Source organism: Ancylobacter oerskovii, assembly GCF_018390555.1.
Lineage (GTDB): Bacteria > Pseudomonadota > Alphaproteobacteria > Rhizobiales > Xanthobacteraceae > Ancylobacter > Ancylobacter oerskovii.
This window is the reverse complement of sequence record NZ_JAHBGB010000002.1, coordinates 956,697-983,230: the sequence shown is the minus strand read 5'-3', so window position 1 is coordinate 983,230 and position 26,534 is coordinate 956,697. Positions and strand designations below refer to the sequence as shown.

Here is a 26,534-nt window from a genome sequence, read left to right as displayed (position 1 = left end):
CGGTAGCGGAAAGGAAGCTGGACGCCTTCCGGGCCGACATCGCCGCCTGGCGCGACATCTCCATCGCCACCGATTTCGACACGCACAATTAGGAAACCCGCCGGCACGTCTTCGGCGGCGGGCACGGGATCGACGTCCATCCCGCTCATGCGCGAAGGCCGGGTCTCTCGGGGCGCGAGCGTTTCGCCGGCGTTCTCTCTCGGAGAGACGGCGGCGGCGCGGCCGCAATCGCGACCTGCGTCTTTCGCGACGAGGCGGATTCAGTCGTCCGACTTCTGCCTGTTTCCTTCGGACGGGGCGTTCAGGCCGTTTCTCCGAGATGGTGACGGACCCATTGCGCTTCTTCCGATGCCGTCCGTCCGAAATGCCGCCGGAAGTCCCGGCTGAACTGGGCTGGGCTTACATAGCCGACGGAGACTGCGACCTCGGCGATCGTCTTGTCGTTGCGGGCAATCAGCAAGCGCGCCTCGTGCAGTCTCGTCGCCTTTACATACTGCATCGGCGTGCTGCCCGTCAGCGCCTTGAAGTGGGCGTGATAGGAGGGCACGCTCATGCCCGCCTCCCGCGCCAGGCTGCCGACGGATGTCGCCGCGCGGTAGTTTTCCCGAAGCCGGGCAAGACTCTGCACGATCCTCCCGGATGAGCCCAGCTGCCGAAGTGCGGCGATCATCGCCCCGCCCTGGGGGCCGACGAGTACCCGGTAGTGCAGCTCCCGCAGGACGCCGTCGCCCAGGACGGCAAGCTCGACGGGATCGCGCAATAGGCGGAGCGCGCGCAGCAGCACGTCCTCCAGCTCCGGCTCCATGGGGCTGGAAACCAGGCTCTTTACCTCCGCAGGTTCCGGCCGCCCTCGATCGAACCGCGACGCGATCTCGGCGGCCAGGCGCATGTCGAACTCGACATAGATGGCCAGCAACGGACGCTCCGGGCTCGCCGTCGACCTCATGCGGAACGGGACGGGTACCGAGACGGCCAGATAGTGTTCCTCGTCGTAGAGATAGACCCTGCCTTCGAGCAGCCCCTGCTTGCGGCCCTGCAGCACGAACACCGCGCCCGGCCGGTAGAGGACCGGAACGTCTTCAAGGATCTCCTCCGTCCTCAGGATGCGGACGCCGCGCAGCCCCGTCGGGTTGTAGCCGTGACGGGGGGCGAGCCGCGCCGCCAGTTCCAGCAGCTCGCGTCTGATCGCTCTCGGAGGAGGCTCGCTCATAGGATCAGGCAACACTCTTAGAGATTTGAGGATCGATACCGCCCAAGGCGAAGATTATTCGTCATGGGCATCCATCCTCAAGAAGAGAGTGACACATGTCGGGCAGGACCTTCTTCATCACCGGAGCAAATTCCGGCTTCGGCTACGCCATCGCAGCGGCCGCGATCCATCAGGGCGACATTGTTATCGGCACGGTGCGGTCCGAGGAGGCGCGCGAGCGTCTGAAGGAGCGCCTGCCGGCGGTACGCCCGGTCTTCTGCGATGTGACGCGGTTCGACCGGGTCGATGAGATCGTCCGGCGGGCTGAGGCGGAGCATGGCCCCGTCGATGTGCTGATCAACAATGCCGGATATGGTCACGAGGGCATCATCGAGGAGTCGCCGCTCGACGAGATGAGGCGGCAGTTCGACGTGAATGTCTTCGGCGCGGTGGCGGTCGCCAAGGCCTTCCTGCCGAGATTCCGCGAGAGGCGCCGCGGGTTCATCGTCAACGTGACCTCGATGGGCGGCATGATCACGATGCCGGGCCTCGGCTTCTACTGCGCCAGCAAGTTCGCCCTCCAGGGCCTTTCGGAAGTCATGCGTGCCGAGATGGCCCCCTTCGGCGTCCATGTGACGGCGCTCTGCCCCGGTTCGTTCAGAACCGACTGGGCCGGACGTTCGATGGTCAGGAGCGAGAGGTCCGTTGCCGACTATGATCAGCTGTTCGATCCCATGCGTCTGGCACGGCGGGCGAAGAGCGGGAAGCAGCTTGGCGATCCCGACAGGCTGGCAGCCGCCGTGCTGGACCTGGTCGCGACGGAAGATCCGCCGGCGCAGCTTCTGCTCGGTAGCGACGCCCTTCACCTGGTTTCCGACAAGCTCGAGCGCCTGAGGAAGGAGATCGGCGAGTGGGAAGCCGTGACGCTCTCGACCGATGGCTGATCGAGCCGGCGACTGGAGGCCCGTCAGCCGGGAAAGCTTCCGTTACCGCGATGAAGGCAAAGGTCCGTTCGCCGCGGGAGATCAGCCGTCCGCTTCCCGCGCCGTGCGGCCCCCGGCGGCCACCTTGCCATTCACTGCGGCGCCTTCGTGGAGACCAGCATATCCCGCGAGACGTCTTCGAGGGCGGTGAGGCCCGTCAGCCCGAGATTGCGCAGGGTTTCCTGCTGAAGCAGGTCGAGGGCATGGCGCACGCCGGGCGTGCCGCCGATCGCGGCGGCGTAGAGCAGGGGGCGGCCGACGAAAACGAACTGCGCTCCCAGGGCCAGCGCCTTCAGCACGTCGGAACCGCGCCGGATGCCGCCGTCCAGCATCACGGCCATGCCGCCGGCATGCCGCGCGACGGCCTCCACCGCCCGCAGGGGGGCGACGGCGCCATCGAGCTGACGGCCGCCGTGATTGGAAACGATGATGCCGTCCGCGCCGTGCTCGGCGGCCAGCGCGGCATCGCGCGCGTCGAGAATGCCCTTGACCACCAGCCGGCCGGACCAGAGCCGACGGATCTGCCCGAGATGGGTCCAGCTAAGATGATCGCGCGCTCCGAAATCGCGCATCACGTTGCGGGCGATGATCGGCGCGCCCCGCGTCGCCTGGGTGTTCTCGAAATGCGGGATCCCGTGGGCCAGCGTCCGCAGGAAGGTGCCGAACGTCCAGTGAGGACGCATGAGGCCGTCACAGGCAAGGCGTAGCGACGGACGCAGCGGCGTGGAGAAGCCGGTGCGGATATTCGTTTCGCGATTGGCCGAGACCGAGACGTCGACCGTCACCACCAGCGTCTTGAAGCCGGCGGCGGCGACGCGGGCGACCAGTGCCTCGATGCGTGCCGGCTCTCCCGGCACATAGGCCTGGAACCACGCGCCCGGATAGACCGCCGCAATCTCCTCCATGCGGGTGAGCGAGGAGCCGCTGACGATCATCGGGACATTCATGTCGCGGGCGGCCTCGGCCAGCACCAGATCGCCGCGATAGGCGATCAGCGCCGAGATTCCCATCGGGGCGATGCCGAAGGGCGCGCTGTAGCGCGTGCCGAGCAGTGTGGTCGCCGTGCTGCGCTTCGAGACGTCGTTGAGCACGCGCGGCACGAAGGACCATTCGTCGAACGCCGCGCGGTTGCCGCGCAGCGACGATCCGGTTTCCGCGGCGCCGGAGACATAGCCGAACAGCGGACGCGGCAGGAAGCGCCGCGCCGCGCCTTCCAGGTCGTCGAGTGAGAGTATCCGCTGCAGACGGGCCGAGGTGTCGCTCATGGTGGTGAGTTCCGTTGTCGTGTCGGGCGCGTTCAGTCGACGAATGTGCAGCCGAGTTCATGCAGGGACTTGTCCACCCAGGAGCGGTCGAGCGTGCCGGCGAGGGTCTGCTCGATCTGCCGGGCTTCGGCTTCCTGCTTCTTGCGGGCGGCGAGGTAGACGGTATCGACCTCCGCCCGCGGCACGCAGACGACGCCGTCGCCATCGCCCAGCACGAGATCGCCGGCCTCGATCACCATGCCGGCGATGGCGATGGGAAAGCCGATTTCGCCGGGCCCCTCCTTGAAGGGGCCGCGATGCGTGGCGCCGAGGGCGAAGGTCGGGTGGTTGGTTTCGAAGATGGCGTCGGCGTCGCGCACCGCGCCATTGATGACGAAGCCGGCCACGCCGCGCTGGATCGCATGAGTAATCATCATGTCGCCGATGAGGGCGGAAGTCACTTCACCACCGGCATCGACGACGATGACGTCGCCCGGCTCCGCCATGTCGATCGCCTTGTGCAGCATGAGGTTGGCGCCCGGCCGGGTCTTCACCGTGAAGGCCGGGCCGATGAGCATGCCGCTGCGGTGCATGCGCTTCAGCCGGGCGCCGCCGGCGAACATGCGCGACATGGAATCCGAGACGTTGGCGACCGGGATGTCGCGGAACCGTTCGGCCGCCGCGGGGCTGACGCGCGGCCAGCTCTTCCTGATCCTGAAGCCGATGGTCATCTGTCTGTCTCCGGTGGGGTCGCGAGGGCGCGTAGGGTTTCGATCCGATCCGGCGCGGTCAGGCTTCCGGCGCCGCGAGCGCGGCCGTGGGCGCGGCCTTGGGCGTTCGCCGGCGATGCAGGGCCGGCAGCACCACCAGCAGCACGGCCAGCGTCAGCAGCCCCGCCGAGATCGGATGGGTGAGGAAGACCGAGGGGTCGCCCTGGCTGATCACCAGCGCCCGGCGGAACTGCTGCTCCGCGAGCGGACCGAGGATCAGCCCGACGATGCAGGGCGCCACCGGCACGTTGGTGATGCGCATGCCGAGCCCGAGCAGGCCGATCGCCCACAGGATGACCAGATCGGTGGCGTTGTTGTTGAGCGTGTAGGTGCCGAGCGTCGAGATGACGAGGATGCCGGCATAGAGCCACGGGCGCGGAATGAGCAGCAGCTTCACCCAGACCCCGGCCATGGGCAGGTTGAGCATCAGCAGCAGCACATTGGCGATGTAGAGGCTGGCGATCATGCCCCAGACGAGCTGCGGATTGTTCTCGAACAGCAGCGGTCCCGGTTGCAGCCCATATTGCTGGAACGCGGCGAGCATGATGGCCGCCACCGCCGAGGTCGGCAGGCCGAAGGCGAGCAACGGCGCCAGTACGCCGGCAACGGCGGCGTTGTTGGCCGCTTCCGGCCCGGCGACCGCCTCGATGGCGCCGTGGCCGAACTGCTCGGGATGCTTCGACAGCCGCTTTTCCAGCGCATAGGACATGAAGGTCGGGATCTCGCTGCCGCCCGCCGGCATGGCGCCGATGGGAAAGCCGAGCAGCGTGCCGCGCAGCCAAGGCTTCCAGGAACGAGCCCAGTCCTCCCGGCTCATCCACAGCGAGCCCTTCAGCGCATAGATCTCTTCCCGTTCGAAGCGATGGCGCGCGGCGAGGTAGAGCGTCTCGCCGATGGCGAACAGGCCGACGGCAAGCACCACGGTATCGATGCCGTCCATCAGTTCGATGGAGCCGAAGGTGAGGCGCGGCTGCCCAGTCTGCAGGTCGAGCCCGACAAGGCCGATGGCGAGGCCGATGAGCAGGCTGGCGAAGCCGCGCGACACCGAGCTGCCGAACAGCGAGGTGATGGTGGTGAAGGCCAGCACCATGAGCGCGAAATATTCCGCCGGGCCGAACATCAGCGCCAGCCGGACCATCAGCGGTGCGACGAAGGTCAGCGCGGCGGTGGCGATGGTGCCGGCGACGAAGGAGCCGATGGCGGCGGTGGCGAGCGCCTGGGCGCCGCGGCCCTGCCGCGCCATGGCGTGGCCGTCCACCGCCGTGATGATGCTGCCGCTTTCGCCGGGCGTGTTGAGCAGGATGGCGGTGGTGGAGCCGCCATACATCGCGCCGTAGTAGATGCCGGCGAACATGATGAAGGCATAGGTGGAATCGAGTTGGTAGGTGACGGGCAGCAGCAGCGCGACGGTGAGCGCCGGCCCGATCCCGGGGAGCACGCCGATCGCCGTGCCGAGCGTGACTCCGAGCGCCGACCACATCAGGGCATAGGGCGTCAGCGCCACGGCGAAGCCGTTACTAAGGGCGGCGAGGGTTTCCAGCACGAATTCGGAACCTTTCGGGGCAGCGATATGGCGGGTGCGCTTCTGGTCGGGGCGGGCGGGTCAGTCGGCGTCGAGCCAGTTCTCGACGAGCGAGCCGACCGGCAGGTCGAGCCCGAGGCCCTGGTCGAAGCCCACGAACAGCACGCCGGCCAGCGCAAGGCCGATGAGGATGTCGAGCCAGAGCCGGCGCTCGCCGAAGGCCCGCGAGGCGGCGGCGAACAGCACGGTCGCCGCGGGAATCCACCCCAGCGTGTCGAGCAGGACCAGCTCGGCCACGAGCCCCGCGGCGATGAGCAGGACAGCCCATCCGTCAAGGCGGGGGACGGCTTCCTGGCTGTCTTCCGGCTGGCGGGCGCCCCGCACGATGACGAGACCGACCAGGGCAAGGCCCGTGGCGATGAGGTAGGGAAAGAACTGGGCGCTGGCGAAGAAGCCGGCGCCTCGCGGCAGGGCCGCGGCGGAGGAGGCGACCACGCCCGCAAGCACGACCAGGGCCGAGCCGAGCGCGAGGTCGGGGCGATGCCAGGTGTAAGCGCGCCTCATATGTGGCTCCCTCTCAGGTGAGGTCCGGCTGACCGGAGCTTGCGTCTCGCCACGGCCTCTCGCGTGGCGGCGAGATGTCCGGCAGGGCGAAGGTTACGGCCCCCGGCCCTCGGCGCGGCTCGGGCCGCACCTGCCGTTTCGCGGGAAGGCTCCATGACCGACGTCGCGAGCGGAGGGGGCGTGCGAGGCTATTTGAGTACGCCGATATCCGTGAGGGTGGCTTCGAGCTCGATCTTCTGCTGCCTGAGCCAGGGAGCGAACTCGGCTTCGGGCATGTAGATGTCGATCCATCCCCGCTGCGCCAGCGTTTCCTTCCACGCGGGCGTCTTGACCATCTCGGCGATGGCCTGGCCAAGCTTCTCGCGCTCGGCCGGGCGCATGTCCTTCTGGACGAGTAGGCCGCGCCAGGTGGCGAGTTCGACGTCGACGCCCTGTTCCTTCAGCGTCGGCGTATCGACGCCCGCCAGGCGGGCCGCCGAGGCCACGCCGAGTTCGCGAAGCTGGCCGGAGGCGTATTGCGCGGCGAATTCGCTGCGGCCGGCGACCGCAGCCGCGATATGCCCGCCCATCAGCTGCGACAGCGTCTCCCCGCCGGCGTTGATGACGACAACGTTGAGCTTTGTCGGGTCGACGCCGATGGCCTTGGCGAAGCGGCCGAGGAAAACATGATCGATGCCGCCGGGCGAGCCGATGCCGACGGGAACGCTGCCCGGATCCTTCTTGAGGCGCTCGATGAAGTCCGCGAGCGTCTTGATGTCGGAACCGCCGCCAACGGCGATCGTCTGATAATCGCCCGTCAGACGGGCCAGCGGCGTCACATCGTCGAAGGTGACGGCCGATTTCTGGATGATGGTGTTGCTGAGCAGCGAGAAGGCGGCGCTGAGCAGATAGGGAGAGCGCTTCTTGCTGGTGACGAACTGCGTCAGCGCGATGAGACCGCCGCCGCCCGTCAGGTTCGAGACCTGCACGCCGGTGGCGAGGCCGGCATTCTGCAGCGCCGACTGGACGGAGCGGGCGTTCGAATCATAGCTGCTGCCCGGACCGCCCGGCGCCAGGATCTCGATGCCCCGGATCTGCGCCTGCGCCGGAGCCGGGCTCAGAAGCGGGGCCGCAAACGCGCCCAGCATCAGGGCCGCCGCCAGCGAGCTGCGGAATGTCGTCTTCATCATCGCCTCCCATGAGCGTTCTTGTGTTCATCGACATCCGCCCGGTTTGCGAATGTCGGTCGGGATCGTTCGATGCGCCCGAGCTTGGAAGACAGTTGGCCATCAATCGGACCTTGCAAAAAGGTAGTTTATTGTTCGTTCAGACGATACTTTTGGTTTGTAATGAACACGCTGTTTCTCGAAACCTTCGTCGCCGTGGTCGACTGTGGCTCGCTTGCCGAGGCCGCGCGGCGGCTGGGCATCACCCCTGCCGCCGCCGCCAAGCGGGTGCGCGCGCTGGAGGACGAGCTGTCCATGCGGCTGGTCGTCCGCTCCGGCCGCACGGTGCGGCCGACCGCTTCCGGCCACGCGGTGGTCGAACGGGGGCGGGAGGCGTTGCGCCTGATCCAGGACGTCAGGAACGTGCCGCATGACGGCGAGGTGCGCGGGGAGCTGCGCATCGGCTCCATTCCCAACGGCATTACCGGCATGCTGCCGGAAATCCTCATGGCGTGCAGCCGGCAGCACCCGAACCTGTTCATCGACATCGCGCCGGGCCGTCCTCCCGAACTGTACGGCCAGGTGATGGAGGGCGAACTGGACGGAGCGATCATCGTGCGCCCGCCCTTCGAGCTGCCCAAGACGCTCGGCTGGCAATTATTGCGCGAGGAACCGCTGATGCTGCTGGCGCCGAAGCGGCTCGCCGGCAGCGATCCCCATGCGCTGCTGACGACCGAGCCCTTCATTCGGCAGGGCCCGAACTGGGCGGCGCGGCTGATCGACGACTATTTGCGGGCCGCCAATCTAGCGCCGAGGGCGCGCTTCGAACTGGTGACGCTCGACGCAGTCGCCGTGCTGGTCGATCGCGGGTTCGGCGTCGCATTGGTGCCGGACTGGAGCCCGCCCTGGCCCGAGGGATTGTCGCTGGCGCGCATGGCGCTGCCATTGCCCAGCCCGCCGCGGCGCATCGGTTTCGTGTGGCTGCGGTCCTCGCCGCGTGCCCGGCTGATCGACGCGTTTCTCGCACAGGCGCGGATGAACATGCCGGTTGTCTCGTCCTTGCTGAGGCAGGAAACCACATATCGCCCCGGGTGAGGTGCGGAACCGGCGGCTCTCTTGGCGGGTGCCCGGTTCCGCTGGTCGGTTGCACGCGGCGCGCCGTCTCGCGCGACGGACATTGCCGCGGCTATTGGTTCCATCGGACCGCCGAGCGTCCGCTGGTCAGATCCGCAAGCAGTCGGTCCACGCCGCCGGCTTCCGATTTCGGCGCGGTCACCGACAGGATCGCACCGGTATCCGTGAAGGCCTGGACGTCCACCTGCACGGCCGGAAGCGCGCCCAGCCGCGCCTGGAGCCGCGTCAACTCGCTGAACCCGCAGGTGGCCGTCCCGGAGACGGTCTCGATGAGCGCCACCTTCCCGGCTTCGCGCAGGCACAGGGCCGCGGTTCCGCCATAGGCACGGATCAGGCCGCCGCTGCCCAGAAGGATGCCGCCGAACCAGCGCGTCACGACGACGGCGACGCGGTCGAGGCCCTGCCCGTCGATCGCGGCGAGGATCGGCTTGCCGGCGGTGCCGCCGGGTTCGCCATCGTCGTTGAAGCGGTAGTTCTGCCCCAGGCGCCATGCCCAGCAATTGTGATTGGCTGCCGGATCCGACTGCGCCGCGATGAAATCCTTCGCCGCCGCCTCGTCCGCGACGGGACCGGCGACGGCAATGAAACGGCTCTTCCTGATCTCTTGCTCGCCTGTGGCGAGTTCAACGAGGGTGAGGCGTGCGATCATGCGCTCCTCTACCACGACCCGAGCCCTTGATCCTCCTCCGGCAGGGGATATGAGGGCGACGGGCGGGTTCGACGGCGCGCCGTCTTACCGGTCGCCGCTCACGCATCCAGCCATGTGTTGTAGAACCAGGGATAGGAGCGCGTCTGTCCGAAGCCCTTCACGTTCGGACGCAGCACGAAAACCTGCGAATCCTCAAGCAGCGGGATCGCGTAGACATTGTCGATGAGATAGTCCTGAAGCTCGCCGAGCAGCTCGGCACGGCGTTCGGGATCGACCGCCGTCACATGGTCGGCGAGAAGCTGCTCGAGCTTCTTGTCCTCGCCCTTGAGCCGGAAACGGTCGCCGAGCGTGCTGAGATAGGAAACGGTGAGCGTATAGGGATCCTCCGACGGCCAGCCATTGCGGCGCAGCCCGACCGAGATGTCCGAACTCACCGTCGGATAGCTCGAATAGTCGGTCTCCTTGATGTTCAATTGGAGGCCGATGTTCTTCAACTGCCACTGGACGAGCTGGTAGAGCTGCTTCGACGTGTTGTCGTAGACGTCGACATAGATGTTGATCTCGAGCTTCCTGCCATCCTTGCGCCGGATGCTGTCCGTGCCGCGCTCGGTCCAGCCGGCGGCGTCGAGGAAGCCGTTCGATCTGGCCGCATCGAAGGCGAACTTGGCCGACAGGTCCTTGTAGCCCAGCGTGCCCGGCGCCAGCACGCTGGTCGCGACCTTCCAGTTGTCGGTGTAGAGCTTGGCGTCATGCCGCTAGTCGAAGCAATAGCCTATTATTTTTATATTCTATACGCCGGCAGAGAGCTGTTCTCGCCCGGTCCTTGAACGAAGATGTTTGAACTGCCTGCGGGAGAAGGCGGGTGCCGGGTGAGCCGCGCCGTGGAACCGCGAAGAGGAAACAAACGCGCCATGCGCCAGCCGGAACCGCTCCCGGGCACCGGCGCGGCGGCGGTGTCGGCAATGGGCGATGGCATTTGCCCTGGCGTCTCGATAAGCTGCGCCAGCCATGGCTACTGAATCGCGATGTGACTCGAGGGCTGGGACAGCGAGGCCGTTGGTGGGTTCGGTGGCGAAGCGGGCCATCTTTTTGCTCGGCGGTCTCGTGATGTTGTGCGGCCCGGCGACCATCGTCGGCGTCGCCCAGAACGCGCCCTTGCCCGTGGTCGTCGAGCCGGTGCGGATACAGGATGTCGCGCCCGCCACCGAGTTCGTCGGGCGGGTCGAAGCGGTAAACGCGGTCGACATTCGGGCACGGGTCGAGGGGTTCATCCAGCAGCGCTCCTTCGAGGAAGGCCAGGAGGTCCAGAAGGACCAGGTGCTGTTCCTCATCGAGACCGCCTCCTATGACGCGGCGCTGGCATCCGCCCGGGCCAGCCTCGCGGGGGCGGAAGCCACCCTGCGGGACGCGGAAACGCGGCTGCAACGAAACCAGGAGCTGCGGCGCACCCAGGCTGCGTCGCAGGCCGCCCTCGACGAAGCCCGGACGGCGCGCGACACGGCGGAAGCGGCCGTCGGTTCGGCGCAGGCGAATGTCCGCCAGGCCGAGCTTAACCTGAGCTACACGACCATCAGGGCGCCGCTTGCCGGGCGGATCGGGGTCGCGGCCTTTGCCGTCGGCAGCCTGGTCGGCCCCTCCTCGGGGGCGCTGGCGCGCATCGTCCAGGTCGATCCGATCCGGGTGGTGTTTTCCGTCAGCGATCAGGTCATCCTCGATTGGCGCATGCGCATGGAGAATGCGTCCCGGGGCGCGCAGTCCTATGTGCCGACCCTGCGGCTGTCGAACGGGCAGGATTACCCGGAACAGGGGCGGATCGAGTTCGTGGGCAACGAGCTCGACCCGGCCACCGGTACCGTTCCGGTGCGCGCGCTCTTTCCCAATCCCCGGGCGCTGCTGGTGCCCGGCCAGTTCGTGACGCTGGTGATCCGTCCCGCCGAAGCGCGGACGCGTCCCGTCGTGCCGGTCGGCGCGGTGCAGCTCGACCGCGAAGGCCGCTTCGTCCTCGTCCTCGACGGCGACGACAAGGTCGTCCTGCAGCGCATTCGGACGGGAGCGCAGATCGGCCAGAACTGGACGGTGGAGGAGGGGCTGACGGGCGGCGAGAGGCTGATCGTCCAGGGCATCCAGAATGCCCGGCCGGGGGCCGTGATGCGCGTCGTGCCGGCAACCGACGATCCGGGCGCGGCTCCGGCCCCGGCGGCGATGGGTCGATAACGGTGATTTCCTCCGTCTTCATCGATCGTCCGCGCTTCGCCATGGTGATCGCGGTCGTCATGATGCTGGCCGGGCTGCTTGCTTTGCTGCAGATCCCGGTGGCGCAGTTCCCGCCGATCACGCCGCCCGAAGTGCAGGTGACGGCCAGCTATCCCGGCGCCAGCGCCGATGTGGTGATGGACAGCATCGGCGCGCCGATCGAGGATCAGGTGAACGGCGTCGAGGACATGCTCTATATGTCCTCGTCCAGCACCAATAATGGCGGTTACTCGCTGACCGTCACCTTCGCGGTGGGGACGGATCCGGCGATCGCGCAGGTCAATGTGCAAAATCGCGTGGCGCTGGCGACGCCCCGGCTGCCCGCCGCCGTCACCCAGACCGGCGTGTCGGTTCGAAGCCGGTCGACCAGCATGCTCATGGGCGTAGCGATCTACTCGCCCGAGGGGACGCAGGACGAGATCTTTCTCAGCAATTACGCGTCCATCAATATTCGCGACGCGCTCGCCCGCATTCCCGGGGTCGGCGAGGCGAGCATATTCGGGCCGGTCTACAGCATGCGGATCTGGATGAATCCCGATCGCATGCAGGCTCTCGGCATCACGGCCGCTGATCTCACCTCGGCGATCCAGGCCCAGAACGCGCAGGCATCGGCCGGCTTGATCGGCTCGGCGCCCGCTCCTTCCGGCCAGCAGCTCCAGATGACTGTGATGGCCCATGGCCGCCTAGCCAATCCCGAGGAGTTCGGGGCCATCGTGCTGCGCACCAGTCTCGACGGGGCGATCGTGCGCCTGCGCGACGTGGCGCGGGTGGAGCTTGGCGCGCAGTCCTACGATTCGACGTCGAAATTCAACGGCCGGCCCAGCGCCACCGTGCTGGTCTACCAATCGCCGGACGCCAACGCTCTCGCCGTCGCCAATGCCGTCAACGCCGAACTGGCGCAGCTCGCGACCCGGTTTCCGCCGGACATGGCCTATACGGTGGTCTTCGATACGACGAGCTTCGTCACCGAGACCATCCGCGAAATCATCGTCACCCTCATCATCACCTTCCTGCTGGTGGTGTTCGTCACCTATCTCTTCCTCCAGGACTGGCGGGCGACGCTGATCCCGACCCTGACCATCCCGGTCTCGCTCGTCGGCGGCTTCGCCGTGCTCTATGTGCTCGGCTTTTCCGCCAACACGATCACCCTGTTCGCGGTGGTCCTGGCCATCAGCCTCGTGGTCGACGACGCCATCATCGTCGTCGAGAACGTGCAGCGCGTGATGAAGGAGGACGGCGTCGCCGTCGGGGAGGCGACCCGCCGGACCATGGAGCAGGTCACCGGACCGATCGTCGCCACGACGCTGGTTCTGGCGGCGCTGTTCGTGCCGATAGGCTTTCTGGCCGGGATAACCGGCCAGCTCTACCGGCAGTTCGCCGTGACGATCCTGGTCACCATCGTGTTTTCCACCATCAACGCGCTGACCCTGAGCCCGGCGCTCTGCGCCCTGCTGCTGCGCCCGCCCCGGGACGGGCGCAGGGGGCTGTTCGGCGTCTTCAACAACGTGCTCGATACCTCGCGCGGGTGGTATCTCGGCCTGTTGGAGCAGGCGGGCAGGCGGCTCGCCCTGTGCGGAGTGGTGCTGGCCCTGGTGTTCGGCGCCATCTTCGGCCTGTTCCGGCTGCTTCCAACCGGCTTCATTCCTTCCGAGGATCTCGGCTATGTGTTCGTGAACGTGCAGTTGCCGAATGCGGCCTCGCTCGAGCGAACGGACCGGTCGCTGGCCGACATCACCCGCGTCCTGGCGGAGACGCCCGGTGTCGCGAACAGCATCACCATTTCGGGCAGCAGCCTTCTCGGCAGCGGCGGCTCTGAAACCGGCATGGCGATCGTGGCCCTCAAGCCGTGGGGGGAGCGCACCCAACCCTCCGAAAGCCTGGCCGGCATCATGGGCCGATTGCGGGCGGAATTCGCCCAGCGTCCCGCCGCCTCCATCGTGCCGTTCAATCCGCCCGCCATCCCGGGCCTCGGGGCGACCGGCGGTTTCGATCTGCGGCTGCAGGCGCGTGCCGGCCAGACCCCCGAGGAACTGGCGGAGGCCATGCGGGGGCTTATCTTCAAGGCCAACCAGACCGCCGGCCTCAGCGGCGTGTTCGGGACCTTCTCCGCCGATGTGCCGCAGATCTATCTCGATATCGACCGCCAGCGCGCCGAACTCGCCGGGGTGTCCCCGGAGGCGATCTTCCGCACCCTGCAGGCGCATCTCGGCTCGGCCTATGTGGATGACTTCAACATTCTGTCGCGGGTCTACCAGGTGCGCATCCAGGACGAGCCGAATTTCCGTGGCAGGGTCGAGGATATCCAGCGCCTGCATGTGCGCAGCGTGAACGGGGACCTCGTGCCCCTGCAGTCGATCGTGGTGCCCTCCACCACCTTCGGCCCCAACGCGATCAATCGCTACAACCTGTTTCCGGCGGCTTCCGTCAACGGCCAGGCCGCGCCCGGCACCAGCACCGGGCAGGCGATCGCCGCCATGGAGGGGCTGGCGCGGGAGAGCCTGCCCGACGGCTTCGGCTTCGAGTGGACGGGGCTCTCCCTGCAGGAGCGGCTCGCCGGCAACCAGACGGTGATCATCCTCCTGATGGGCATCGTCTTCACCTATCTGTTCCTGGTCGCGCAATATGAGAGCTGGAGCGTGCCGATCGCCGTCATGCTGTCGATCTCGGTGGCGGTGCTCGGCGCCCTCGGCAGCCTGGCCCTGGCGGGCATCCCCATCGACATCTATGCCCAGATCGGTCTGGTCCTGCTCATCGGACTGGCCGCGAAGAACGCCATCCTGATCGTCGAGTTCGCCAAGGTGCGGCGCGAGGAGGGCCTCGGCATCAGGGAAGCCGCCGCCGCGGGAACCAGGCAGCGCTTCAGGCCGGTGCTGATGACGGCGTTCGCCTCGGTTCTCGGCGTGCTTCCCCTCGTTTTCGCCACCGGCGCCGGGGCGGCCAGCCGCCAATCGATCGGCATGACGCTGTTCGGCGGCCTCCTGTTCGGCACGGTGCTGGGGCTGGCGTTCATCCCGGTCCTCTACATCATGGTCCAGTCGACGCGGGAATTTCTCAAGTCGCGCCTGCTTTCCTAATCCAGCTCCCGCACCAGATGATCGATGAAATGATGCGCGGCGTCGGGCAGCTTGCGCCCCGTCATCGTCTGGATGTCGATGCTGCGGGCCATTCCGTGCGATGAGGCGATGGGCACGCCGGTCAGCAGTTCCTTCGCCAATAGGCTCAAGACCGAGAGCGGCGAGAGAATGGAGACCGCCTGACCGCCACCCACGAGAAGAGGCCGATATGGCCGCAAAACCCGCGGATGCGCAAACATCCCCGGTCAACCACGGGTCGGCGTGGCCGGGGCGCGAGCGCATGCCGAAGCATATGGCCTTGCAGGTGATTGGCTACCTGCCGTCCGGCGTGAGCGATAACAGGCGCGTGCTGCAGATGGCCGAGAAGATCGTGACGGCGTTTTTTGAGTCGGATGTGGCTGACCCGCCCCGAGCCAGCCACGCGCCACAACGCGCAACAGCAGCGCTCGGCCGCCCAGCCCTTCGAATGGGCGGCGGGGCACCTAGACGCCGGTTGGGACAACCGTGCGATTGAACCCAGAAGGTGCCAAAAATATCAATGAAATCAATGGGTTTGGCGGAGAGAGCGGGATTCGAACCCGCGATACGGTTCCCCGTATACACACTTTCCAGGCGTGCGCCTTCAACCACTCGGCCACCTCTCCCCGGCATCGGCCGTTTCCGGCCCATGCGCGTCCCATGAGGGACGGTGGCGCGGAATATAGTGAAGCCGGCGGCTTGGCAAGCGTTCCGTCGAAACAGAATGTCCGACGGCTCAGTTGGCGGCCGGTGCTGTGGACGAGATGGCGCACCGTGCCGCATCTGCGGCGCTGCCCATGAGATGGACCTGATCCTTGCCGGTGCTGCCGCCGACGATGTTGTAGATCGTGGTGCTGGCCGTTCCCACCGCCTTGCCGGATGCCGTGAAATCGCAGGTCACCACCGCTGCGCCCACCGTCGCCTGCCCCTCGTTCACCACCGACACGTCCATCACCGAGCCGACCGGATCGGTGAAGATGTCCCCATGCTTCACCTTCAGCGCCGAATCGGCGGCCACGACCGGGGTGGTACAGGCAACGAAGGCCGCGAGGGCCAGCAAGGTCCGTGTCGGTGTGCGTGGGATCGGCAGCTTGCGGGCGAGGCTCGTCATCATCATGCTGCGTCCCATGGTTCGGATACGGTCCGGGCGGCGTTGCCGCGTGCCGCGGAATCAATAAGGTCTGGCCGGCGCCGACGCCAGAGGATATCGCGTCCGTGGAGGCCTCCGCCTTTTCCTTGCGGCCCCCGAACTCTTTCACGGAAAAGTTCAACAACTTCGGTAAGCTAGACAAGGCCCATGCCCTTAATATAGTCGGGCCGGTGGGGATTGTTCGCGGGGGTGGCTGATGAAGCCGGTACGGTGGCGTGTTGTGGGACCGGCGCTTATGGGCGCCGTCGGCCTCGCCTTGGCGATGTCGGGCTGTACCGAGAAGAACGAATATGTGCCGCCGCCGCCGCCGAAGGTGACCGTGGCGCCGCCGATCGAGCAGCCGATCATCCGCTACCTCGAGCTCACCGGCAACACCGCGACCATCAACACCGTCGACCTCGTCGCGCGTGTCGAAGGTTTCCTGATGTCGATCGACTACAAGGACGGTGCGACGGTGAAGAAGGGCGACCGGCTCTTCCTCATCCAGCAGGACACCTACCAGGCGGATCTCGACCAGGCGAAGGCCTCGCTCGCTTCGGCCAACGCGCAGCTGACCAATGCCCAGGCCGAGTACCAGCGCCAGTCGACGCTCGGCCAGCAGGATTTCTCCTCGCAGGCAGTGGTCGACAAGGCCCGGGCCGCGCGTGACCAGGCGCAGGCCGCGGTCGATTCGGCCAAGGCGAATGTCGAGGTCGCGACGATCAACTTCGGCTACACCACGGTGACGGCGCCGTTCGACGGCATCGTCACCCGCCATCTCGTGGATGTCGGCCAGCTGGTCGGGCAGAGCCAGCCGACAAAGCTGGCCACCATCGTGCAGATGGATCCGATCTATGCCTATTTCAACCTGAGCGAGAATCAGGTGCTGCGCATCAAGCAGGCACTGGCCGAGGCGGGGCGCACGATCGAGCAGGTCAAGGACGTCGAGATCGACATCGGCCTGCAGAACGAGGACGGCTACCCGCACAAGGGCCGGCTGGACTATGTCTCGCCGGAGGTGGATCCCTCCACCGGCACGCTGCTGGTGCGCGCCCTGTTCGAGAACAAGGATCTCGCCCTGCTGCCGGGCCTGTTCGTCCGCGTGCAGGTGCCGGTGCAGCGCTTGCCCAAGGCGCTGCTGGTCCCCGACGTCGCCATCGGCTCGGCCCAGCAGGGCAGCTATGTGCTGGTGATCGGCAAGGACGACACCATCGAGCAGAAGGTGGTCACCACCGGCCAGGTCGTCGGCGGCTATCGGGTGATCGAGAGCGGGCTCGCCGGCACCGACAAGGTGGTGGTGGGCGGCATCCAGCGCGCGGTGCCCGGCTCCAAGGTCGTGCCCGAGGAGGCCGCGGCTTCGGCACTGCCCCCGGTGCCGGCCGCCGCCCCGGCGGCGCCTGCGGCTTCCACCTCGCCTCCGGCCTCCACCACGCCGGCTGCAAAGCCCTGATCGCGCTCCGGCGCCTCATCCGCCCGGCGCCGGGCGGCGCCTGACATCGACATCGGCAGACCGTAACCAAGGCACGAGCCATGATCTCCCGCTTCTTCATCGAACGGCCGGTTCTGTCGAACGTTCTGGCGCTGGTCTTCGTGCTGATCGGCGCGGTGGCCCTCTTCACCCTGCCGGTGGCGCAATATCCCAATGTCGTGCCGCCGACCGTGCAGGTGACGACACTCTATCCCGGCGCCAGCGCCCGCACCCTGGTCGATACCGTGGCTCTGCCCATCGAGCAGCAGGTGAACGGCGTCGAAGGCATGCTCTACATGCAGTCGACCAGCGCGTCGGACGGCACCTATACGCTCACCGTCACCTTCGCCATCGGCACCGATCCCGACATGGCGCAGGTGCTCGTCCAGAACCGCGTCGCCATCGCCATGGCCTCGCTGCCGCAGGCGGTGCAGATCCAGGGCGTGAACACGCAGAAGAAGTCCACCGCCATCCTGCAATTCGTGGCGCTGTATTCGCCGGACGGCCGCTATGACAGCCTGTTCCTCGCCAATTACGGCATCATCAACGTGCAGGACGAACTCGCCCGCCTGCCGGGCGTCGGCAATGTGACGGTCCTCGGGGCCGGCCAATATGCCATGCGCGTCTGGCTGAATCCCGACCAGATGCAGGCCCGCGGCCTCACCCCGGATCAGGTGATCTCGGTCATCCAGCAGGAGAGCCAGGAGGTTCCCTCGGGCCAGGTGGGCATGCCGCCCATGCCGAAGGGGCAGAACTTCCAGTATACGCTCAACATCACCGGGCGGCTGAACGACGCGGCCGACTACGAGAACATCATCGTCAAGGTCGACAACGCCAATGGCGGGCAGATCACCCGCCTGCGCGACGTCGCGCGCGTCGAGCTGGGCGCCCAGACCTACAGCCAGATCTTCACCTTCAACGGCCGGCAATCCGCTTCGCTCGGCATCTACCAGCTGCCCGAGGCGAACTCGCTGCAGGTGGCGACCGAAGTGCGCGCCAAGATGGAGGAGCTGGTCAAGAATTTCCCGCCCGGCCTGGCCTATGCGGTGCCGTTCGATACCACGATATTCGTCACCGCCTCGGTCAGCGAAGTCTACAAGACGCTGTTCGAGGCCGGCATCCTGGTGCTGATCGTCATCCTGGTGTTCCTGCAGGACTGGCGGGCGACGCTGGTGCCTGCCACCACCGTGCCCGTCACCATCATCGGCACCTTCGCCGCGATGGCGGCGATGGGCTTCACGGTGAATCTGTCGACGCTGTTCGCCATCGTGCTGGCCATCGGCATCGTGGTCGACGACGCCATCGTCATCGTCGAGGGCGTCTCCCGCCATATCGAGCGTGGCCTGCCGGGCCGCGAGGCGGCCGAGAAGGCGATGGACGAACTGTTCGGGCCGATCATCGGCATCACGCTGGTGCTGATGTCGGTGTTCATCCCGGCGGCCTTCATGCCCGGCCTCACCGGCCAGCTCTACCAGCAATTCGCGCTGGTCATCGCCGCCACCGCCTTCATCTCGGCCATCAACGCGATGACGCTGAAGCCGACGCAATGTGCGCTGTGGCTGCGCAAGCCGGTGCCGCCGGAGAAGCGCAACTTCTTCTATCGCGGCTTCAACGCCGTCTACAACAAGGCCGAGCACTGGTACGCCGGGCTCATCCGCCACATGGTGAAGGTCGCCCACTTCACCACGCTGGTCGGTCTTGCTTTGATCGGCGTGTCGATCTGGGGCATCACCCAGGTGCCGACCGGCTTCCTGCCGACCGAGGACCAGGGCTACGTGATCATCGGCGCCCAGCTGCCCGACGCCGCCTCCATGGAGCGTACGGAGGCGGTGATGCAGAAGATCTCCAAGATCGCCTCGGACACGCCCGGGGTGGAGAACGTCGTCACCATTTCCGGTGTCTCGGTGCTCGACAACAATGCGACGCTGCCCAATGGCGGCGTCGCCTATGTGATCCTCAAGGACTGGGACGTGCGCGACAAGGCCGGGCAGGGCCTTCTGGAAATCTACACCTCGCTGAATCGCGAATTGCAGCAGATCCAGGAGGCCGTCACCTTCGTGCTGGTGCCGCCGCCGATCCAGGGCGTCGGCAACGCCTCCGGCTTCACCATGATGGTGGAATCGCGCGACGGCAGCTTCGATTTCTCGCAGTTGCAGAACGCCACCCAGCAGATCACCGAGAATGCCGGCTCGCAATCGGCGATCCAGCATCTCAGCACCTCGTTCCGTGCCAACGTGCCGCAGCTGTTCATGAGCATCGACCGGGTGAAGGCCGAAACGCTCGGCGTCACCGTCGGGCAAGTGTTCTCCACCATCCAGGGATATGTCGGGTCGAGCTACGTCACCCAGTTCAACCAGTTCGGCCAGACCTTCCAGGCCTATGTGCAGTCCGAAAGTGAGTTCCGCCGCACGCCGGAACAGATCCTCGACATGAAGATCAAGACGCCGTCCGGGGACATGGTGCCGATCGGCACGCTGGCGACGATCAAGCCGGTGCTGGGCCCGCCGCTGATCACGCTTTACAACCTGTACCCGGCCTCGACCATCCTGGGCGTGCAGTCGGCCGGCTTCTCGTCCGGCCAGGCGCTCGACATCATGAAGCAGGTCGCCGACGACACCCTGCCGCCGGGCATGAGCTTCGACTGGAGCGCCATGTCCTATCAGGAGGTAGTGGTCGGCAACGAGATCTACTTCGTGTTCGGTCTCGCCATCCTGCTGGTCTATTTCGTGCTGGCCGGCCAGTATGAAAGCTGGATCCAGCCGCTCTCGGTGCTGCTCGCCGTGCCGCTCGCGCTGCTCGGCACGGTGGCCGCGCTCACCGGCCTCGGCGTCGCCAATAACCTCTACACGCAGATCGGCCTGATCCTGCTGATCGCGCTATCGGCGAAGAACGCCATCCTGATCGTGGAATTCGCACGCGAGAAGCGGGCCGAGGGCCTGGAGATCCTGGACGCGGCGGTGGAGGCGGCGCGGCTGCGCTTCCGCCCGATCCTGATGACCTCCTTCGCCTTCATCCTCGGCGTGCTGCCCCTCGTGCTCGCCACCGGGGCCGGCGCCAATTCGCGCAAGTCGATCGGCATCGCGGTGTTCTCCGGCATGCTGGCCTCGACCTGCCTCGCCGTGCTGTTCGTGCCGTCCTTCTATGCGGTGCTGCAGCGCTTCGAGGAGCGCGGCAAGCGCAAGGCGAAGTCCGGCACGACGCCGGAAGCGTCGGCCGGCCCGGAGCCGGAACAGGGCGGGGCGACGCCGGTCGCCTGACGGCGCGCGCGGCGTTGGTCCGCGCCGCGGCAGGCGCCCTTGCTGCCTCGATAACAGGCATGTGGTCGGCGATTGCCTGAGCGGCGAGCGCTCCGATCCCGGCCGGTCCTTACGTAGCGCCCCGTGGGATCGGCACGATTCGTGCGTGGATCGTGCGACGGAAGGCGCTTGCCCCTTCCGGCAGGGGGGAGCGTCGGCGTAGGCTGGCTTCCCCGTGTCCGCGTTGTCACGTTCCAGTTGGTGCCATGACCATTTTCGCCAGCCTGCATCACGTCACGGCCTATAAATACGACCGCCCGGTCACGCTCGGTCCCCAGATCATCAGGCTGCGGCCGGCGCCGCATTGCCGCACGCCGGTGAAGAGCTATTCGCTCAAGGTCACGCCTTCGACCCATTTCGTGAACTGGCAGCAGGATCCGTTCGGCAACTGGATGGCCCGCTTCGTCTTCCCGGAGCCGGCGAGGGAGTTCCGCATCGAGGTCGATCTGATCGCCGACATGACGGTCTACAATCCCTTCGACTTCTTCGTCGAGGAATATGCCGAGAAGCTGCCCTTCGCCTACACGCCCGACCTCGCCAAGGAACTGATCCCCTATCTCGAACCGGAAGAAGGGGGGCCGTTGCTCGACGCCTATGTCGAGAAGGTGCGGCCGCAGGACGGGGAGCCGACCGTCGATTTCCTGGTGAACCTCAACCAGAAGCTCCAGTCGGATGTGAGCTACCTCATCCGCATGGAGCCCGGCGTGCAGGCGCCTGACGAGACCCTGAGCCTCAAGGCCGGCTCCTGCCGCGATTCCGGCTGGCTGCTGGTGCAGATCCTGCGCCGGCTGGGCCTCGCCGCCCGCTTCGTCTCCGGCTACCTGATCCAGCTCAAGCCCGACGTGAAGGCGCTGGACGGGCCGACCGGCACCGATGTCGACTTCACCGACCTGCACGCCTGGTGCGAGGTGTATCTGCCCGGCGCCGGCTGGATCGGCTTCGATCCCACGTCCGGCCTGCTCTGCGGCGAGAGCCACCTGCCGCTCTGCGCCACGCCGAGCTATCGCTCCGCCGCCCCGATTTCCGGCGGATTCAGCGCCGAGGAAGGGACGAAGACCGAGTTCGACTTCGAGATGCAGGTCACGCGCGTCGCCGAGAAGCCGCGCGTAACGCTGCCCTTCTCCGACGATGCCTGGGCGTCGCTCGATACGCTCGGCGACAAGGTGGACGCCGATCTCGCGGCGCAGGACGTGCGGCTCACCATGGGCGGCGAGCCGACCTTCATCTCCATCGACGACTATCAGAGCCCGGAATGGAACACCGCTGCGGTGGGGCCCACCAAGCGCATGCGGGCGGACGACCTGGTCCGCCGGCTGCGCAAGCGCTTCGCGCCCGGCGGCATGCTGCATTACGGCCAGGGGAAATGGTATCCCGGCGAGAGCCTGCCGCGCTGGACCTTCTCGCTCTACTGGCGCAAGGACGGCAAGCCGATCTGGCGGGACCCCGCCCTGATCGCCACCGAAACCCATACCGGTGCGGTGATCGATCAGGCCAGAATCCTCACCGAGAACCTCGCCGACCGGCTCGGTCTCGCCAAGGGGTACGCTCAGCCCGCCTATGAGGACGCCGCGCACTGGATCCTCAAGGAAGCCGACCTGCCGGAAAATGTCGACGCGCTCGATTCCAAGCTGGAGAACGCCGAGGAGCGGGCCCGGCTGGCGCGCGTCTTCTCGCGCGGCCTCAGCCGGCCGAGCGGCTATGTGCTGCCGGTGCAGCGCTGGCAGGCCCGCGCCGATCTCGGCTGGACCAGCGAGTTCTGGCAGTTCCGGCGCGGCAAGCTGTTCCTGGTGCCGGGCGACAGCCCGGTCGGCTACCGCCTGCCGCTCGCCAGCCTGCCCTGGGTGCCGCCGGCGCTGTACCCTTACGTGAACCCCGCCGACCCGATGGCGATCACCGGCGACTTGCCGGACGCCGAGGCGCTGCACCAGCGCTATCAGCGGGTCGACAATGACGACGGCCACCAGGAGAAGGTCGACCAGATCCTCACCGGCACCGGCTCGGTGCGTACCGCGCTGGCGGTGGAGCCGCGCGATGGCCGCCTCTGCATCTTCATGCCCCCCACCGAGCGGCTGGAGGATTATCTGGAACTGCTCGCCGCCATCGAGGTCACGGCCGCCGAGCTGAAGCTGCCGGTGCATATCGAGGGCTACGCGCCGCCGGTCGATCCGCGGCTGAACGTCATCCGCGTGGCGCCCGATCCCGGCGTCATCGAGGTGAACGTCCATCCGGCGGTGAACTGGAAGACCTGCGTCGAGATCACCCGCGACCTCTACGAGGACGCCCGCCAGACCCGGCTCGGCACCGAGAAGTTCATGGTCGACGGCCGCCACACCGGCACCGGCGGCGGCAACCATGTGGTGGTGGGCGGCGCCACCCCGGCGGACAGCCCGTTCCTGCGCCGGCCGGACCTGCTCAAGAGCCTGGTGCTCTACTGGCAGCGCCACCCCTCGCTGTCCTACCTGTTCTCCGGCCTGTTCATCGGCCCGACCAGCCAGGCGCCGCGCATCGACGAAGCCCGCCATGACAGCCTCTACGAACTGGAGATCGCGCTTTCCAACGTGCCGGCGCCGGGCAAGGGCTACACGCCGCCGCCCTGGCTGGTGGACCGGCTGTTCCGCAACCTGCTGACCGACGTCACCGGCAACACCCACCGCTCCGAGATCTGCATCGACAAGCTGTTCTCGCCGGACGGGCCGACCGGGCGGCTCGGCCTCGTCGAGTTCCGCTCCTTCGAGATGCCGCCGGACTGGCGCATGAGCCTCGCCCAGCAATTGCTGCTGCGGGCGCTGATCGCCTGGTTCTGGCGCGAGCCGCAGGAAGGCGGGCTCACCCGCTGGGGCACGGCGCTGGCCGACCGCTTCATGCTGCCGCATTTCGTCTGGGCCGACTTCCTCGACGTGCTCGCCGATCTCGGCCGCGCCGGCTATCACGTCGATCCGGCCTGGTTCGAGGCGCAGCGCGAGTTCCGCTTCCCCTATTTCGGCCAGGTCGAGCATGGCGGCGTGCAGCTGGAGCTGCGCCAGGCGCTGGAGCCCTGGCATGTGCTGGGCGAGGAGGGCGCCGTCGGCGGCACGGTGCGCTTCGTCGATTCCTCGGTCGAACGGCTGCAAGTGCGGGCGGAGGGGCTCAATCCCGCCCGCCATGTCATCGCCTGCAATGGCCGCCGTATGCCGCTGATTCCCACCGGCCGCTTCGGGGAATATGTCGCCGGCGTGCGCTTCAAGGCGTGGCAGCCGGCCTCCGGCCTGCACCCGACGATTCCCGTGCATGCGCCGCTCACCTTCGACATCGTCGATCTGTGGTCGAACCGCTCGCTGGGCGGCTGCGTCTATCATGTCGCCCATCCGGGTGGGCGCAATTACGAGACTTTTCCGGTGAATTCCTACGAGGCGCAGGCCCGGCGTCTGGCGCGCTTCCAGGATTATGGCCACACTCCCGGCTATCTGTTCGTGCCACCTGAGGAGCCGACACCGGAATTCCCCGCGACCCTCGACCTCAGGAGGCCGGCGCGGATCTGAGGCTCGCCGGCCGCCGCGATGCCGTGTAGGAGAGGCGGCGGCTGAAACGAGGAGGCCATGGCGGGAGGGAGCGAGCTGCAGGCGCTGACGCGCCGCTTCGAGGCCGAAGCGGCGGAATCGCTGCTGGCCGGCTATCGGCTGCTGCCCGGCGTGCATGACGAGCTCGTCGATGCCGAGGGAAAGCTGCGTCCGCACTGGGGGCCCCTGCTTGCCGGGCTGGCCGAGATGGGCGTGGAAGAGGTCAACCGTCTCTTCACCGCCGCCGACCGCTATCTCCACCGCTCCGGCGTGTTCTACCGCGTCTATGACGATGCGGGCGGCGGCGAGCGGCCCTGGCCGCTGGCGCATCTGCCGCTCCTCATCGACGAGAGCGAATGGCAGGCGCTGTCCCAGGGGCTGATCCAGCGGGTGCAGATGCTGGAATCGGTTCTGGCCGATCTCTATGGCGACGGCGAGCTGGTACGTTCCGGGGCGCTGCCGGCGGCGGCGGTGGCCGGCAGCCCGGAATTCCTGCGCCCGCTGGTGGGCGTCGATCCGCATGGCGGCAGCTTCCTGCGGCTCTACGCCGCCGATCTCGGCCGCGGGCCGGACGGGCGCTGGTGGGTGCTGTCCGACCGTACCCAATCGCCTTCCGGCGCCGGCTACGCGCTGGAGAACCGCATCGCCATCTCCCGCTCGCTGCCCGAGCTGTCGCGCTCGATGAACGTCGTGCGGCTGGCGGGCTATTTCCAGGGATTGCGGGCCGGCCTGACCAAGCTGGACCGTTCCGGCGAGGGGCGGGTGGGGCTGCTCACCCCCGGCCCGCTCAACGAGACCTATTTCGAGCATGCCTATCTCGCCCGCTATCTCGGCTTCGTGCTGCTGGAGGGCGAGGACCTGACGGTGCGCGACAACGCCGTCTATGTGCGCACCGTGGCGGGGCTCAAGCGCGTCGACGTGCTGCTGCGCCGCCTCGATGCCGATTTTGCCGACCCGCTGGAGCTCAACCCGCGCTCGCATCTCGGCATTCCCGGGCTGGTGCAGGCGGTGCGCGCCGGCGGGGTGGCGCTGGCCAACGCGCTGGGCGCCGGGCTGATCGAGGCGCCGCTGATGATGAGCTTCCTGCCGAAGATCGGCCCGCGCATCCTCGGCGAGGACCTCGCCCTGCCCAATGTCGCCACCTGGTGGTGCGGGCAGGCGGCGGCGCGCGAGCGGGTGCTGGACGGGCTCGACGATCTCGTCATCGCGCCCGCCTTCCAGCGCACGCTGCCCGGCCTGCTGGACGAAGGGCCGGTGATCGGCGCCGACCTGACGCCCGCCCGCCGCGAGGCGCTGGTGAAGGCGATCCGCACCCGCGGGGTGGACTTCATCGGCCAGGAGGCGGTGCGGCTCTCCACCATGCCGGTGTGGCGCAACGGCCAGCTCGAGCCGCGCCCCTTCACGCTGCGCCTGTTCGTCGCCGCCACCGAGAAGGGGTGGCAGGTGATGCCCGGCGGCTTCTGCCGCGTCTCCGACAACCGCGATTCCCGCGCCGTGACCATGCAGCGCGGCGGCCGCTCGGCGGATGTGTGGGTGCTCGGCACCGGGCCGGTGGAGCAGACGACCCTGTTGCCGGCGCCCGGCGCCGCCGAGGTGCGCCGCCAGATCGGCCCGCTGCCGAGCCGCGCCGCCGACAATTTCTTCTGGCTCGGCCGCTATGTGGAGCGTGCCGAGCTCACCCTGAGGCTGCTGCGCACGCTGGTCGGCCGCCTGTCCTCGACCATAGAGGGCGACAGCGCCTCGGTGGCGAAGCTCACCCAGTTGCTGCAATCCTGGGGAGCGGTGCCGACCGGCCTCGCCCATGCCCACACCACCCGCCATGCCTTCGCGGCCCTGTCGCGCCGCGACCTCTCCGGCGCCCTGCCGAGCCTCGTCGAGGCGGCGCGCCACACCGCCTCGGTGATCCGCGACCGCCTGTCGCCCGATGCCTGGCGCACGCTGGCCGACCTCGCGCTGATGCTGGCCGAGCCGGTGCCCGCCAAGGGAGCGGATGCCGAGGCCCATGAGCGGCTGGAGCGGGCCTTGCGCGCGCTCTCCGCCTTTTCCGGCCTCGCCTCGGAGAACATGAACCGCCAGGCCGGCTGGCGCTTCCTCGACCTCGGCCGGCGCATCGAGCGCGGCATCGCCACCGCCCGCCTCGCCCGCGTCCTGGTGGGCGAGGCGGTGAGCGCCTCGACGCTCGACGTGCTGCTGGAGCTGTGCGACAGCCAGATCACCTACCGCTCGCGCTATGTGATGACCGAGAGCCGGGCGCCGGTGCTCGACCTCGTGCTGCTCGACCCGGTCAATCCGCGCTCGCTGGCCTACCAGATCGACGCCATCGCCGAGCATCTCGACCAACTGCCCGGCCATCATGGCGACGAGCTGCCGCTGCCGGAGGAGCGGCTGGCGGCGCGGCTGCTCGCCTCGATGAAGGCGTTCGGCGCCAACGAGTTCGACGATGCCCGGCTCACCGAGGTGGAGGCGCAGCTGATGGAGCTCTCCAACGACATCGCCGAGCGCTATTTCATCCATCGCTCGCCGGTGGAGACGCCGTGGGACCTCTCGGCGTGAGGCGGAG

17 protein-coding genes, 1 tRNA gene and 1 pseudogene are annotated in these 26,534 nt (G+C 67.6%); 8 read left to right on the top strand and 11 right to left on the bottom strand.

What is annotated here, in order from left to right:
* Positions 1-301: 301 nt before the first annotated feature.
* Entirely contained in the window at positions 302-1,225 is a 924-nt protein-coding gene (locus tag KHC19_RS04745; RefSeq protein WP_213350958.1) for an AraC family transcriptional regulator, read from the bottom strand.
* Positions 1,226-1,305: 80 nt separating this feature from the next.
* Between KHC19_RS04745 and KHC19_RS04740 the strand changes: the two genes are divergently transcribed.
* Positions 1,306-2,133: an oxidoreductase gene (locus KHC19_RS04740; protein WP_213350956.1), complete on the top strand. Its 828-nt coding sequence runs from the start codon at positions 1,306-1,308 to the stop codon at positions 2,131-2,133.
* 131 nt (positions 2,134-2,264) lie between these two features.
* Here the strand turns inward: KHC19_RS04740 and KHC19_RS04735 are convergent, their stop codons facing one another.
* The 5 genes from KHC19_RS04735 to KHC19_RS04715 form a co-directional block, all read right to left on the bottom strand.
* Positions 2,265-3,437 carry an alpha-hydroxy acid oxidase gene (locus tag KHC19_RS04735; RefSeq protein WP_213350954.1) on the bottom strand — a complete coding sequence of 391 codons (1,173 nt, stop codon included), beginning with the start codon at positions 3,435-3,437 and terminating at the stop codon, positions 2,265-2,267.
* A 32-nt stretch (positions 3,438-3,469) separates the two neighbouring features.
* On the bottom strand, positions 3,470-4,147 hold the full coding sequence (locus KHC19_RS04730) for an RraA family protein (RefSeq protein ID WP_213350953.1): 678 nt from the start codon (positions 4,145-4,147) through the stop codon (positions 3,470-3,472).
* A 58-nt stretch (positions 4,148-4,205) separates the two neighbouring features.
* Entirely contained in the window at positions 4,206-5,726 is a 1,521-nt protein-coding gene (locus KHC19_RS04725; RefSeq protein WP_378297088.1) for a tripartite tricarboxylate transporter permease, read from the bottom strand.
* A 63-nt stretch (positions 5,727-5,789) separates the two neighbouring features.
* Complete coding sequence (locus KHC19_RS04720; RefSeq protein ID WP_213350951.1) at positions 5,790-6,272, bottom strand: tripartite tricarboxylate transporter TctB family protein; 483 nt, start codon at positions 6,270-6,272, stop codon at positions 5,790-5,792.
* Positions 6,273-6,460: 188 nt separating this feature from the next.
* Entirely contained in the window at positions 6,461-7,438 is a 978-nt protein-coding gene (locus KHC19_RS04715; RefSeq protein WP_213350950.1) for a Bug family tripartite tricarboxylate transporter substrate binding protein, read from the bottom strand.
* 162 nt (positions 7,439-7,600) lie between these two features.
* On the opposite strand from KHC19_RS04715, the gene KHC19_RS04710 reads away from it, so the two are divergent.
* A complete protein-coding gene (locus KHC19_RS04710) occupies positions 7,601-8,512 on the top strand; it encodes a LysR family transcriptional regulator (protein WP_213350949.1) in 912 nt (303 codons plus the stop codon).
* A 91-nt stretch (positions 8,513-8,603) separates the two neighbouring features.
* Here the strand turns inward: KHC19_RS04710 and KHC19_RS04705 are convergent, their stop codons facing one another.
* On the bottom strand, positions 8,604-9,200 hold the full coding sequence (locus KHC19_RS04705) for an IMPACT family protein (protein WP_213350947.1): 597 nt from the start codon (positions 9,198-9,200) through the stop codon (positions 8,604-8,606).
* Between the two features lie 98 nt (positions 9,201-9,298).
* A pseudogene (locus tag KHC19_RS04700) lies at positions 9,299-9,928 on the bottom strand (ABC transporter substrate-binding protein); the annotation flags it as partial.
* Between the two features lie 340 nt (positions 9,929-10,268).
* Here KHC19_RS04700 and KHC19_RS04695 point away from each other — a divergent pair.
* Both KHC19_RS04695 and KHC19_RS04690 read left to right on the top strand, forming a co-directional pair.
* Positions 10,269-11,414: an efflux RND transporter periplasmic adaptor subunit gene (locus KHC19_RS04695; RefSeq protein WP_343207652.1), complete on the top strand. Its 1,146-nt coding sequence runs from the start codon at positions 10,269-10,271 to the stop codon at positions 11,412-11,414.
* A 41-nt stretch (positions 11,415-11,455) separates the two neighbouring features.
* Positions 11,456-14,527 (top strand): efflux RND transporter permease subunit, encoded by a 3,072-nt coding sequence (locus KHC19_RS04690; protein WP_246548246.1) that lies wholly within the window; start codon positions 11,456-11,458, stop codon positions 14,525-14,527.
* Here KHC19_RS04690 and KHC19_RS04685 read toward each other — a convergent pair.
* From KHC19_RS04685 to KHC19_RS04675, 3 genes are all read right to left on the bottom strand, one after another.
* A complete protein-coding gene (locus tag KHC19_RS04685) occupies positions 14,524-14,766 on the bottom strand; it encodes a hypothetical protein (RefSeq protein ID WP_213350941.1) in 243 nt (80 codons plus the stop codon). The two genes, KHC19_RS04690 and KHC19_RS04685, sit on opposite strands and share 4 nt — an antisense overlap.
* A 315-nt stretch (positions 14,767-15,081) precedes the next feature.
* Positions 15,082-15,171 (bottom strand) — tRNA-Ser (locus KHC19_RS04680).
* 110 nt (positions 15,172-15,281) lie between these two features.
* Positions 15,282-15,662: a hypothetical protein gene (locus tag KHC19_RS04675; protein WP_213350940.1), complete on the bottom strand. Its 381-nt coding sequence runs from the start codon at positions 15,660-15,662 to the stop codon at positions 15,282-15,284.
* 268 nt (positions 15,663-15,930) lie between these two features.
* Between KHC19_RS04675 and KHC19_RS04670 the strand changes: the two genes are divergently transcribed.
* From KHC19_RS04670 to KHC19_RS04655, 4 genes are all read left to right on the top strand, one after another.
* On the top strand, positions 15,931-17,124 hold the full coding sequence (locus KHC19_RS04670; RefSeq protein WP_213350938.1) for an efflux RND transporter periplasmic adaptor subunit: 1,194 nt from the start codon (positions 15,931-15,933) through the stop codon (positions 17,122-17,124).
* 80 nt (positions 17,125-17,204) lie between these two features.
* The gene (locus tag KHC19_RS04665) at positions 17,205-20,399 is read left to right on the top strand and encodes an efflux RND transporter permease subunit (RefSeq protein ID WP_213350937.1); all 3,195 of its coding nucleotides are present in this window, start codon (positions 17,205-17,207) and stop codon (positions 20,397-20,399) included.
* Between the two features lie 245 nt (positions 20,400-20,644).
* Complete coding sequence (locus tag KHC19_RS04660; protein ID WP_213350935.1) at positions 20,645-23,956, top strand: transglutaminase family protein; 3,312 nt, start codon at positions 20,645-20,647, stop codon at positions 23,954-23,956.
* Positions 23,957-24,013: 57 nt separating this feature from the next.
* Positions 24,014-26,527, top strand: a complete 2,514-nt coding sequence (locus KHC19_RS04655; RefSeq protein ID WP_213350933.1) for a circularly permuted type 2 ATP-grasp protein — start codon at positions 24,014-24,016, stop codon at positions 26,525-26,527.
* Positions 26,528-26,534: the final 7 nt, after the last annotated feature.